This window comes from Halomonas cerina, assembly GCF_014192215.1.
Lineage (GTDB): Bacteria > Pseudomonadota > Gammaproteobacteria > Pseudomonadales > Halomonadaceae > Halomonas > Halomonas cerina.
On record NZ_JACHXP010000003.1, the window covers coordinates 289,785 to 301,788 of the forward strand.

Here is a 12,004-nt window from a genome sequence, read left to right on the forward strand (position 1 = left end):
CGTCTAGTGGGTTCGTCGTTCATTTAATAGGCTTCTTGTCATCGAGGCCATGTGCCTCCGCACCACACTCCGGAGCCCGACGATGAAGAAGATCCAAGCCGTATACGGCGCCCCTCACGGCCACTGGGTCGGTGACGGCTTCCCCGTGCGTTCCCTGTTCACCTATGACCGCATGGGCGCCGAGCACCTCAGCCCCTTCCTGATGCTGGACCACGCCGGCCCCTACACCTTCAAGCCGGCCAAGCGGCCTCGCGGCGTGGGGCAGCATCCCCACCGGGGCTTCGAAACGGTGACCCTGGTCTACGAAGGGGAGCTCGAGCACCGCGATTCCACCGGCAGCGGCGGAAAGATCGGCGAGGGGGACGTGCAGTGGATGACCGCTGGGGCCGGCATCATCCACGAGGAGTTCCACTCCCGGGCGTTCACCGAGCAGGGTGGCAAGCTGGAGATGGTGCAGCTCTGGGTCAACCTGCCGGCTCGGGACAAGGATACTCCGGCAGCCTACCAGACGCTGCTCGATGCCGACATTCCGAGCGTGGCGCTGGACGACGAGGCCGGCCGGGTACGCGTGGTGGCGGGCAACTATCTTGGTCATGAGGGGCCGGCCAGTACCTTCACGCCGATCAACATGTGGGACCTGCGGCTGACCGCGGGCCGGCATGCCACCTTGCCGGTGCCGGAGGGCCACAACACCCTGCTGGTGGTCCTGGAGGGCACCGTCCAAGTCAATGGCGAGACCATCGTGCGCGATGAGGCCGTGGTGAGCTTCGAGCGTCGTGGCGAGGAAGTGCACCTCGAGGCCAACAACGACGCCAAGCTGCTGCTGCTCAGCGGCGAGCCCATCGACGAGCCGGTGGTCGGCCACGGGCCCTTCGTGATGAACAGCGTGGAGGAGATCCACCAAGCCTTCGCCGACTTCCAACGCGGGAAGTACGGCGCCTTGAACGCCTAGTGGGAGGAATCCGCTGGCGTTCGTTCCCCGGCGGCAGACCCGCCGGGGGTGTTCCCTGATGCAATAGGAGAGCGATCATGTCCTTCACCTACCACCGCCTGAACAAGGATGACGTGGCCCTGCTGATGGTCGACCATCAGGCCGGCCTGCTGTCCCTGGTGCGCGACTATGGCCCGGACGAGTTCAAGAACAACGTGCTGGCGCTGGCGGATATCGCCAAGTTTTTCGATATTCCTACCATCCTCACCACCAGCTTCGAGACCGGCCCCAACGGCCCCATGGTGCCGGAGCTCAAGGAGGCGTTTCCCCAGGCGCCCTACTTCGCCCGTCCGGGCCAGATCAACGCCTGGGACAATGAGGACTTCGTCGACGCGGTCAAGGCCACCGGCAAGAAGCAGCTGTTGATCGCCGGCGTGGTCACCGAGGTCTGCGTGGCCTTCCCGGTGCTCTCCGCCCTGGAAGAAGGCTTTGAGGTCTTCGTGGTCACCGACGCCTCCGGCACCTTCAACCAGACCACCCGGGACGCCGCCTGGGATCGCATGTCTCAGGCCGGTGCCCAGCTGATGACCTGGTTCGGCGTCGGCTGCGAGTTGCATCGTGACTGGCGCAACGACATCGAAGGCTTCGGCGGCCTGCTGGCCGGTCACCTCCCGGCCTACGCCAACCTGATGCAGAGCTACGCCCAGCAGAGCCAGGACTAAGCCCGGTCGGCGCGGCCCCGAGTGGGGTGGCCTATGCTCTAGGTTGTCCTCCTAAGGTCGCGCCCCGGGATCCATCCCTTCTCAAGGAGTGCCGCCATGAGCACCCTCATCCAGGATCGTGAACTGGCTTCGTCCCTCGAGTGCCCGATCGTCGACGGCAAGCGCCAGGTCCAGCATGTTCCCCCGCGCACCGCCGATGTCGGCGGGATCCCCGTCAACCGGGTGCTGCCCTCGCGCCATCGTCGCCTGGTGGGCGCCTGGTGCTTTCTCGATCATGCCGGGCCGAGCGTCTTCAAGGGCGACTCTCGCGGCCTGCGCGTCGGCCCCCACCCTCACATCGGACTGCAGACCTTCACCTGGATGATCGAGGGTGAGGTGTTGCACCGCGACAGCCTGGGCAATGAGCAGGTGATCCGTCCCGGCCAGGTCAATCTGATGACCGCCGGCCGCGGCATCAGCCATACCGAAGAATCGGTGCCCGGCGAGACCCAGCTGCATGCCGCCCAGCTGTGGATCGCCCTGCCGGAGGCGGACCGACGCACCGATCCGCGCTTCGATCACTACCCCAACCTGCCGGGCTGGGAAGAGGAGGGGGTGGCCTTCACCCTGCTCACCGGCGAGTTCGCCGGCCGGCGGGCCCCGACCCTGGCCTTCTCGGCGCTGGTGGGCCTGGATCTGGACAGCCGGGAGGGGAGTACCATCGAGCTTTCGCTGCGTGAGGACTTCGAGTACGGTGTGCTGCCCCTGGAGGGCGAGTTGGGCATCGAGGGCGACACCTTCCCGTCCAACGAGTTGGCCTACCTGGGCCGCGGGCGCGAGCGCGTCACCCTGAGCCTGCCCGAAGGCGGCCGGGCCATCCTGGTCGGCGGCGAACCCCTGGACGAGGAGATCCTCATCTGGTGGAACTTCGTCGGCCACAGCAAGGCCGAGATCGCCGAGGCCCAGCGCGACTGGGAGGCCGGCAGCGAACGCTTCGGGAGCATCCCCGACTACGAGGGGGACCCCCTGACCCCGCCGCCGCTGCCCTGGTAGGTATCGTCATGACCAAAATGCGCGGCATGCCCCGTACTGTTCTGCCGGCCACCAAGGCGTGCATATCCTAAGGCCCCATGAGGGCGGCCAGGACTACGAGATTGTGGTGCGCTTCGCCTCCAAAGCCCAGGCCGATCGTTGGCGCTCGTCCGACGACATCCGCGTGGCGTGAGGTTATCGCTTGTGCTGCCCGCCGGGGCGTGGAGAGGGCTGCAAACGGCCATGCCCCGCACAAGGCGGGGCATGGCATCGGCAACGGGGGGACAATTAGGAGGCACGTCAGCCGTCGCTGTCCTCTTCCGAGGGTGGCTGGCCGGTGCTGGCCACCACGGTGCCCGTGGTGCCGCTGTCCAGGGCGGCCAGCATGGGCTCGGCCGCCTGCTGGAACGCCAGCAGTGCATCGCCTTTGAGGCTCTGGCTTTCCGGCAACTCGACCTTCATGGCGTTGACCTGACGGTTGTTGACCAGGACCTCGTAGTGCAGATGGGGGCCGGTGCTGCGCCCGGTGTTGCCGGACAGGGCGATCTTGTCGCCCATGGCCACCCGATCGCCCCGCTTCACCAGGGGCTTGGAGAGGTGCAGGTAGCGCGTCTTGTAGCCATTGTCATGGCGGATCACGATGTAGCGACCCGCCGCCGGGTGGTGGCCGACCTTCTCCACGCGCCCGTTGGCCGGGGCATCGACCGCGGTGCCGATGGGCATGGCGAAGTCGGTGCCCTTGTGGGGGCTGATGCGGCCGGTCACGGGGTGAAGGCGCTTGGGATTGAAGTGCGAGCTCAGGCGATAATGGCCGTCGAAGGGGAAGCGGTCGAAGGCCGGGTCAAGGCTCTCGCCCTGCGGCGTATAGAAACGGTTATCCTCGTCGTGGCGCACCACGGTGAGGTTCATGCGTTCGCCCTCGTAGCGCACGGCCAGTACCCGGGGCGAGAGGCTCTTGCCGTCGATGATGTCGGATTCGACCAGCACCTGGAAACGGTCGCCGCGACGGGTGTCGCGGCGAAAGTCGAGCTTCTTCTCCAGCACCCGAGAGAGTTCGCTCACTTCGCGGGTGGTCAGGCCGGTGGCCTGGGCCGAGCGGGCGAAACTGCCGTTGACCGTACCGGCATAGAGGCGCTGGGTGGCCTCGCCGGCGCGCTCGATGGTGGCCACCTCGAAGCCGTCATCGGCACGCTCGACCAGGTAGCCATCACGCACGTTCTGCATCATGCGCAGGGCCAGTACCTCGCCCTGTTCGTCGAGCTGGTACTCGAAGTGGCTACCCACCCGCCAGTGGGTCAGCAGGCGGGGCTCGGGCAGCGTCTCGAGCAGCGCCATCACCTCGCGGTAGCCCATGCCGAGGTGCTCCTGGGCCATCACGGCGAAGGTGTCGCCCGGCTTGACGGTGTAGGTCTCCCACTGCGGCACGAAGGGTTCGCTGGCGGCGATCTCCTCCTCCAGGATGATGGGGCCGTCGTCGAACAGCTCGAGTTCATCCTCCGAGACGTCACTGTAGGAGGTGGCGTCGGCGACCAGGCCAGCGTCGTGGTCCAGCATGCCGCTGGCGAGAGTGCCGACCACCACGGCGATGTGGCGGACGCCCTCGTCGAGCCGGGGGGCGACGGTGTCCGACGGCTGGGGCGAGGAAGCGGCAACGCTCGGTGCTGGGTGAGCGAGGGTGAGGGGTGGCGCCTTGTCGTCGGCCCTGGCCTGGCCGATGAAGTCGACGTCGACGACTTCCGAGGCGGTCAGCTCTGATAGGGGGACATGCTCACGGGTCGCATCCAGCGCCCGGGACGCGATCGCGATGGCATCGCTGACCGGCGTGCGGGCTTCCTCCAGGGAGGGCAGGCCCGGTCGGGCATTGGTGTCGAGGGGAATGAGGACGGTGTCGAGCGGCTGGCTCTCGCGCTGGACATCCTGGTAGGTGGTGACGATTCGCTCGGTGCCCAGCACGGTGACCATGGTAGCGATGGGTAACAGCAGCAACTTGTGCGTGCGCGGCAGCGAATGGAGAATTCGCATCATGGGTAACGGCCTGTAACAAAAGGTGAATAAGGAAAAAATGTCACGACGCCGAGACCATAACCCATGGCGTATGGGCTGACCATGCTGTATGGCCATACAGAAAAGCACCGGCCCGTCCTCCGAAGTCCTGTTCGAAGCCGTGCCAGCACGCAAAAACGCTGTTCCTTAACTCACCATTTGACCACCGGGAAGCGTACGATTGCAACCCGGGGGTGGGCCGGCGAGAAGCGGGCTACCCGGTCAGGGTCCCGTCATGGTGACCCTTTAATGGGGCAGGCCGCCGTGGTTCACGTAGATCAGGGGCGGGATGCTGCGGTGGGGATGATGGCAAGAAGCCAGGGGAAACCTCCATTCTTGAAGGTTCCATTGGCGTTTTGGGCTGATTTTTTCGAAAATTAAGCGCATTGATTTGGTGTTTATATACGAGGAAATCGAAATGTCTCGCGTGACCCTGGCCCAGTGGCAGATGCTCGCCGCGGTGGTCGACCATGGTGGCTTCGCCCGGGCCGCCGAGGCGATCCACAAGAGCCCTTCCACCCTCAACCATGCCGTGCACAAGCTGGAGCAGCAGTTGGGGGTGGCGGTGCTCGAGCCGGTCGGGCGGCAGGTGCGGCTCACCGAGGCCGGCAAGCTGCTGCTGCGTCGGGCCCGGCAGCTGCTCGAGAGTGCCGAGACCCTGGAGGACGTGGCCGAACGCCTGGCCGAGGGCCTAGAGGCCGAGGTAGTCCTGGCGATCGACCAGATCTTCCCTTCCAATGCCCTGGCCAGCGCCCTGGAGGCCTTCTCGGCGGCCTATCCCCATGTGCGGGTCCAACTCCACGAAACGGTGCTCAACGGCGGGGTCGAGATGCTCTACGACGGTCGCGCCGACCTGGTGGTCTCGGGGATCGCGGCCCAGGGCTTTTTGGGCGAGCCGTTGGTCACGGTGCATTTCATCGCCGTGGCGCATCCGGACCATCCGCTGCACGGGCTCGCGCGCGAGTTGGACCTGCGCGACCTGGCGCAGCATCGCCAGCTGGTGGTGCGGGATTCGGCCCTGCGACAGTCCATGGATGCCGGTTGGCTCAAGGCCGAACAGCGCTGGACCGTGAGCCATCTGGAGACCTCCATCGACATGCTCGAACGTGGCCTGGGCTTCGCCTGGATGCCCGAGACCCGCATCCGCGAGGCCCGGGCGGGGGGGCGTCTCGCGCCGCTGCCGCTGGTCGCCGGGGCGAGCCGTGAGTATCCTGTACAGCTGATCTACCGGGATCGCGACCGTGCCGGCCCCGCCACACACGCCATGGCCGAGGCCCTCAAGCGGGCCGTCGGTGACACTTGCCGAGAGGCCGCTTGCGAAAAAACCGAATGAATCGACCCAAAATGTGCGCTTGAGCCGCAGGCACTAGGCTTTATCCTGGCGCTGACCTGATCTTTAGCGAGGAGGCCTGACATGGGGCTGTTAATCGATGGTGTCTGGCATGACCAATGGTACGACACCGAAAAGTACGATGGCGAGTTCGTCCGCGAATCCGCCAAGCTGCGTGACTGGGTCACCGCCGATGGCAGCGCGGGACCCGACGGCCAGCGCGGGGTGCCGGCCGAGGCAGGGCGCTACCACCTGTATGTCTCCCTGGCCTGTCCCTGGGCGCATCGGGTGATGATCATGCGCCGGCTCAAGGGGCTCGATGCGCTGATCGGGCTGTCGTATGTCAGCCCGCTGATGCTCGACAAGGGCTGGACCTATAACCGGGAAGAGGGCGCCAGCGGCGACCCGGTCAATGGCGTCGACTTCCACCACCAGCTCTATACCCTGACCGACCCGGACTACACGGGGCGGGTCACGGTGCCGGCGCTGTGGGACAAGCACGAGGGTCGCATCGTCAACAATGAGTCGGCGGAACTGCTGCGGATGCTCAATGGCGCCTTCGATGAACTAACCGGCAACCGCCTCGATTTCTATCCTGAGGACCTGCGCGCGACCATCGATGCCGTCAATGCCGATGTCTACGACCATATCAACAATGGCGTCTACAAGTCGGGATTTGCTACCGAGCAGCGGGTCTACGAGAAGCACGTGCGGGCGCTGTTCGAGGCGCTGGACCGCATGGAGGCGCGACTCGCCGAACAGCGCTACCTGGCCGGCGAGTGGCTGACCGAGGCCGACATCCGCCTGTTCACTACCCTGGTGCGCTTCGATGCCGTTTATCACGGCCACTTCAAGTGCAACCTGCGGCGTATCGAGGACTACCCCCACCTCTCGAACTACCTGCGTGAGATTTACCAGTGGCCGGGCGTCCGGGAAACGGTCGATTTCGACCATATCAAGCGCCACTACTACTACAGCCACGACCACCTCAACCCGACCCGCATCGTGCCCTACGGGCCCGTGCTCGACCTCAACCGGCCCCACGACCGCGAGCGGCTGCCGGGGCAGGGCGTTCGGGAGAAGACATGAAGCTGCGAGTTACGCGCTGCGAGCTACGAGCAACCAGATAGGCTGTCTACGAAGCCCGAAGCCCGAAGCCCGAAGCCCGAAGCCCGTATCAAGCATTCTTCGCCAGCCAGCGATCCAGCGCGTTGGCGAACTCGCGGCGATCCGTATCCGAATAGCCCTTGGGCCCGCCGGTATGCTCGCCGCTGGAGCGTAGGGTCTCCATGAAGTCCCGCATCTGCACTCGGGCGCGGATATTGTTGGCGTCCAGAGCCTCACCGCGTGTGGTCATCACCGCCGCCCCCCGCTCGATGGCCGTCATCGCCAGCGGCAGGTCCGAGGTGATCAGCAGGTCGCCGTCCCGAAGGCGGGTGACGATCTCGTCGTCGGCGGCGTCGAAGCCGTGACTCACCGCGAGCCCCTTCACCCACTTCGAGGGCGGCAGCGGCACTTGGTGGTTGGCCACGAAGGTGGTCGGGGTGGCGGTACGCTCGGCGGCGCGTACGATGATCTCGCGGGCCACCTTGGGGCAGGCGTCGGCGTCGACCCACAGGCTTGGCATAGCAGGGCTCCTGTCCTTACAGAGGATTAGAAAAGCGGCGGCGGCGAAAAGGCTGGCCAGGTCAAACCCACGATGGTAGCATGCGCGCTCCTCGCATGTGTTGACCCCACCATCATGACGACGCCACCTTGCTTACGGCTTTAGAGCCTCTAGGTGGGCGCCGAAACGCCAGGCACAGTGACAATGAACTGGGCCCGACGCGTTCGAATTGTGTAGATGGAGCGCCACCGAGATCCCGCCACCCGGGCGAGATCGGCGCAGACGGTCGCCACAGCGGCCCATGCGGCCATCCTCGATGGCCCGGGCCAAATGCCAGGTGCGACCGGCGTCCCCGACTCCGCTAGTGAGACCTGCCTTCGGGCAGGGTGCCTGACCGTGTTGACCGTGTCAGGGACGCCAACGAATTTCTGCCGGCGCTGCCGGCCTACCAAGGTGTGATTCATGACCTCGACTTCTGTCGCCTCGCCGAGCTTCGGCGATCTGGCCCTGCTGCCTGACGTTCTCTCTGCCGTCGAGACCCTCGGCTACGAGACCCCGTCGCCGATCCAGGCGCAGACCATTCCGGCCCTGCTGGAAGGCCGCGACATGCTGGGCCAGGCCCAGACCGGCACCGGCAAGACCGCCGCCTTCGCCCTGCCGCTGCTCTCTCGCCTGGAGCTCTCCCGCCGTGAGCCCCAGGTGCTGGTGCTGGCCCCGACCCGCGAGCTCGCTCAGCAGGTGGCCGTGTCGTTCTCCAAGTACGGCCAGAATCTCCAAGGCCTGGAAGTGGCGACCCTGTGCGGTGGCCAGGAGTACCGCGAGCAGCTGTCCGCGCTGAAGCGCGGGGCCCAGGTGGTGGTGGGCACCCCCGGCCGGGTCATCGATCACCTGGATCGCGGCAGCCTGAAGCTCGATGGGCTCTGTGCCCTGGTGCTCGACGAGGCCGACGAGATGCTGCGCATGGGCTTCATCGACGACGTCAAGCGCGTGGTCGCCGACACCCCCCAGAACGCCCAGCGGGTGTTCTTCTCCGCGACCCTGCCCAGCGAGATCGAGCGAATCGTCAACCGCTACCTGGTCGACCCGGTGAAGGTGGCCATCGAGTCCCGTACCACCACCGGTGAGAACATCGAGCAGCGCCTGGTGCGCGTCGACGGCGGGGCCAAGCTGGAAGCGCTGTCGCGCATCCTCGAGGTCGAGCCGGTGGACGGGGCCATCGTCTTCGTGCGCACCCGGGCGGCCTGCACCACCCTGATGGAGCAGCTCACGGCGCGTGGCGTCAACGTCGCCAGCCTCTCCGGCGACCTGGATCAGAGCCTACGCGAGCGCACCATCACGCGCCTCAAGCGGGGCAAGGTCGACGTGCTGATCGCCACCGACGTGGCCGCCCGTGGCCTGGATGTGCCGCGCGTCACCCACGTCATCAACTACGACCTGCCCCAGGACAGCGAGGCCTACACGCACCGCATCGGGCGCACCGGGCGTGCCGGCCGCACGGGCGTGGCGATCACCTTCGTCGGCTTCCGCGAGGGCCGCAAGGTGGGCTGGATCGAGCAGGCCACCGGCCAGAAGCTCAGCGAGATGGCCGTGCCCGACGAGGCGGCCATCCGTGCCCACCGTGACGAGCACTTCCACCAGCGCGTCATCGCCGCCTTGACCAAGGGCGCCGAGGAGCAGCGTGCCCTGGTGGAGCGTCTGGTCGAAGAGGGGCATGACCCGATCGAGCTGGCCTGCGCCTTCTCCGCCATGGCCCGCGCCGACGAGGCGCCCATCGGCCGCCTGCAGGCGCCACGCAAGGAGCGTGCCCCGCGTGACGGTAAGCCGACGCGCCGCGAGGGCGGTCCCCGCGACCGTGGTCCCAGCGAGGGCATGACGCGTTATCGCGTCGCCGTCGGCCACAAGGATGGCGTCAAGCCGGGCCAGTTGGTCGGTGCACTCGCCAACGAGGGCGGCATCGAGGGCGCCCGTATCGGTCGCATCGACATCCGTAACGCCTTCTCGGTGGTCGAACTGCCGAGCAGCCTGCCGGCCAGCATCCTGGCTAAGATGGCCCGTGCCCGGGTCGCCGGTCGCCCGCTGGAGATCAGCGAGGACCAGGGGCTCGAGCGCGCCCCGCGCCGCCGGCGTGACGATGGCGAGGCACCGATTCGCCGCCGCGAACGCGCCTGAAGCCATAGGGGCCGCCCATTGGGCGGCGCCTGACTCACCCTGACAGGTCGGAGCTTGCTCCGGCCTGTCGTCGTTCGGGAGCCCTGAATGACTCGCACAAGGAGGAAGTGATCGTGTGGAAGCGGCTGCCGTTTCGTCTACGCGGCTATTTAATCACCATGACCGGCGTGCTGCTGCTGTCGCCGGATGCGCTGCTGGTCAAGGACACCACGGTGGACGTGGCTACCTTCATGTTCTGGCGTGGCCTGCTGCTCGGCCTGGTGCTGTTGCTGATCGCCGCGGCTCGCTACCGTGAGCGGTTGTTGCCGGCCGTGCGCGCCTGCGGCCCGGCAGCCATCTGGTGTCCACTAGCCTTCGCCGCCAGCGCCTGGGCCTTCGTCGGTGCCAACCGGCTCACCTCGGCGGGCAACGTGCTGGTGATGCTCAACCTGGCGCCGCTGGTCGCGGGGCTGATCGGCATGTTGCTGTTCGGTCAGCGGCTGCGCCGTCAGACCTGGATGGTGATCGGAGTGTGCATCACCGGGGCGAGCCTGATGGCCCTCGGTGAGGTGGGGCAGGGCAGCCTGCTGGGCCTGGCGGTGGCGCTGATCATCCCGGTCTCCATCGCGGTGAACACCACGGTGGCCAGCGCCCAGCGCGGCAGCGGCCAGCGGGGCCTCGACACCACCGTGGTGCTGCCGCTGGGCTGTCTGGCGATGCTGCTGCCCGCCGCCTTGATGGGCGGCGCCCAGCTCCCCGGCAGCGAGGACATGCAGCGCCTGGCGCTGATGGGGCTGTTCCTGCCGCTGGCCTACTTCCTGATCCAGACCGGCGCCCGCTACCTGCCCGGCGCCGAGGTCAGCCTGGTGATGCTGGTCGAGACCCTGGTCGGCACCCTGCTGGTGTGGTGGTGGGTCGGCGAGGTGCCGGCGCCACTGGCCTTCGTGGGCGGCGGCCTGATCGTCGCCGCTATGCTGATTAGCAGCCTGCGCGACCTGAGCCGCCAGCGCCGCAAGGCCGCCGAGGGTGCCCCGGACGCCCGGCGTCTGCACGATGCCGCCGCCGAGCGAAGCCTCGAGCGTGGCGAACCCGCGCCGCCGGTGGGCGAGCGGCACTGAAGGCAGCCAGGGTGCGGCGTCGCTGACCATGGCGTGGAAGTCGGCTCGTTCATCAGATTTTTCGCGGGATACCCGGTACTTTTAGTGCCGGGAGGGATAGCGAGTCGCCCGCAGGGCGACCTACGCCACCGCCCGTCCCGCTCCTCGTTTTGAGTTGAGAGTGGGTGTCTGGTGGTAGCCGTAGCCATCACCGCGCTGAATCAGGGTGCAGTGGCGATACGAGATCCCCTGCACAACGCCGTGCAGGGTCTGGATATTGAAACGGCCGGTCTGGCGGATCGCGACACGGCCGACATGCACGCCGGCTTTCTTGCCGCTGGGGACAATGGCCTTGACCCTATCGCCGGTCTGGAAACCTCGTACCTGCTTCCGGCGCATCAAGTAGCCGCGAGGGAAGCCGTGCCGGGTCAAGCGCGTGCGCTGGTAGCTGCCCCGCCCCATGGCTTTGATGATCAGTGTCGGCACTTCCCAGCGGTGCAGGGCGTCCAGCGGCCCGACACACGCGGCATCCAGGGCGTGCGTCTTGGCGATGCCGAGTCGCTGACGGTGGTACTTGGTCAGCCCACCGCTGCCCACAGTGACTGGCAGGCCGGTGGCCTTGAGCGCCTGGAGCAGCGCCCAGCGGGTGGCGTTGACGACGCTGGCATCACGCAGTGGGCGCTTGAGCTGACGTTCCACGCGATCACGTCGCGTCTTGGCCGACAAGCCATTGGTTTTCAGGCGCTTCCTCAGCCCCCTGTCGGTGGCAAAGAAGTCGGCAAGAGGCCGGTTGTCCTTGGCCTGGTTGCAGTCATGACAGGCAACGGTGAGGTTGCTGATCCGGTGGCTGCCGCCACGCGAGCGCGGCACCACATGCTCCACTTCCAGCGGGGTGTTCTGGGCGCCGCAGTAGGCGCACTCACGGTCCCATTTCTCCAGCAGGTACTCGCGCAGCTCGTAGCCGAGCAGGGTGCCTTGCTGATACTCGACGCTGCTGATCTCCGGGTTCTCCAGCTTCTGAGTGTCGAAGCGCACCAGCTCCTGGCTGATGGCGGTGATCGGGGCCAGGCGGCGCAGCCGCGTGACCCAGGCCATGACGGTATCGACGCGGTGCTG

At 66.8% G+C, this 12,004-nt stretch carries 10 protein-coding genes; 7 read left to right on the top strand and 3 right to left on the bottom strand.

Annotated elements, in window-relative coordinates; translation table 11 throughout:
- Positions 1–82: 82 nt before the first annotated feature.
- From FHR94_RS04670 to FHR94_RS04680, 3 genes are all read left to right on the top strand, one after another.
- Positions 83–952: a pirin family protein gene (locus FHR94_RS04670; protein ID WP_183324451.1), complete on the top strand. Its 870-nt coding sequence runs from the start codon at positions 83–85 to the stop codon at positions 950–952.
- A 77-nt stretch (positions 953–1,029) separates the two neighbouring features.
- Complete coding sequence (ycaC, locus tag FHR94_RS04675) at positions 1,030–1,653, top strand: isochorismate family cysteine hydrolase YcaC (RefSeq protein ID WP_183324452.1); 624 nt, start codon at positions 1,030–1,032, stop codon at positions 1,651–1,653.
- Positions 1,654–1,749: 96 nt separating this feature from the next.
- Positions 1,750–2,685, top strand: a complete 936-nt coding sequence (locus FHR94_RS04680; protein WP_183324453.1) for a pirin family protein — start codon at positions 1,750–1,752, stop codon at positions 2,683–2,685.
- Positions 2,686–2,964: 279 nt separating this feature from the next.
- On the opposite strand, the gene FHR94_RS04685 is transcribed toward FHR94_RS04680, so the two are convergent.
- A complete protein-coding gene (locus FHR94_RS04685) occupies positions 2,965–4,689 on the bottom strand; it encodes a peptidoglycan DD-metalloendopeptidase family protein (protein ID WP_183324454.1) in 1,725 nt (574 codons plus the stop codon).
- A 436-nt stretch (positions 4,690–5,125) separates the two neighbouring features.
- On the opposite strand from FHR94_RS04685, the gene FHR94_RS04690 reads away from it, so the two are divergent.
- Together FHR94_RS04690 and FHR94_RS04695 are read left to right on the top strand one after the other, a co-directional pair.
- A complete protein-coding gene (locus FHR94_RS04690) occupies positions 5,126–6,040 on the top strand; it encodes a LysR family transcriptional regulator (protein WP_183324455.1) in 915 nt (304 codons plus the stop codon).
- 81 nt (positions 6,041–6,121) lie between these two features.
- The gene (locus FHR94_RS04695; protein WP_183324456.1) at positions 6,122–7,126 is read left to right on the top strand and encodes a glutathione S-transferase family protein; all 1,005 of its coding nucleotides are present in this window, start codon (positions 6,122–6,124) and stop codon (positions 7,124–7,126) included.
- An 88-nt stretch (positions 7,127–7,214) separates the two neighbouring features.
- On the opposite strand, the gene FHR94_RS04700 is transcribed toward FHR94_RS04695, so the two are convergent.
- Positions 7,215–7,664: a YaiI/YqxD family protein gene (locus FHR94_RS04700; protein ID WP_183324457.1), complete on the bottom strand. Its 450-nt coding sequence runs from the start codon at positions 7,662–7,664 to the stop codon at positions 7,215–7,217.
- A 441-nt stretch (positions 7,665–8,105) separates the two neighbouring features.
- On the opposite strand from FHR94_RS04700, the gene FHR94_RS04705 reads away from it, so the two are divergent.
- Together FHR94_RS04705 and FHR94_RS04710 are read left to right on the top strand one after the other, a co-directional pair.
- On the top strand, positions 8,106–9,812 hold the full coding sequence (locus FHR94_RS04705; protein ID WP_183324458.1) for a DEAD/DEAH box helicase: 1,707 nt from the start codon (positions 8,106–8,108) through the stop codon (positions 9,810–9,812).
- Between the two features lie 113 nt (positions 9,813–9,925).
- The gene (locus tag FHR94_RS04710; RefSeq protein ID WP_183324459.1) at positions 9,926–10,909 is read left to right on the top strand and encodes an EamA family transporter; all 984 of its coding nucleotides are present in this window, start codon (positions 9,926–9,928) and stop codon (positions 10,907–10,909) included.
- 120 nt (positions 10,910–11,029) lie between these two features.
- Here FHR94_RS04710 and iscB read toward each other — a convergent pair.
- Positions 11,030–12,004: RNA-guided endonuclease IscB (gene iscB, locus FHR94_RS04715; RefSeq protein WP_183324460.1), on the bottom strand; the 975-nt coding region annotated here is incomplete at its 5' end.

What these genes read in the sequence shown, in the direction of transcription:
- FHR94_RS04670 (WP_183324451.1), top strand. Translation starts at nt 83, where the DNA reads ATGAAGAAGATCCAAGCCGTATACGGCGCCCCTCACGGCCACTGGGTC.
- ycaC (WP_183324452.1), top strand. Translation starts at nt 1,030, where the DNA reads ATGTCCTTCACCTACCACCGCCTGAACAAGGATGACGTGGCCCTGCTG.
- FHR94_RS04680 (WP_183324453.1), top strand. Translation starts at nt 1,750, where the DNA reads ATGAGCACCCTCATCCAGGATCGTGAACTGGCTTCGTCCCTCGAGTGC.
- FHR94_RS04685 (WP_183324454.1), bottom strand. Translation starts at nt 4,689, where the DNA reads ATGATGCGAATTCTCCATTCGCTGCCGCGCACGCACAAGTTGCTGCTG.
- FHR94_RS04690 (WP_183324455.1), top strand. Translation starts at nt 5,126, where the DNA reads ATGTCTCGCGTGACCCTGGCCCAGTGGCAGATGCTCGCCGCGGTGGTC.
- FHR94_RS04695 (WP_183324456.1), top strand. Translation starts at nt 6,122, where the DNA reads ATGGGGCTGTTAATCGATGGTGTCTGGCATGACCAATGGTACGACACC.
- FHR94_RS04700 (WP_183324457.1), bottom strand. Translation starts at nt 7,664, where the DNA reads ATGCCAAGCCTGTGGGTCGACGCCGACGCCTGCCCCAAGGTGGCCCGC.
- FHR94_RS04705 (WP_183324458.1), top strand. Translation starts at nt 8,106, where the DNA reads ATGACCTCGACTTCTGTCGCCTCGCCGAGCTTCGGCGATCTGGCCCTG.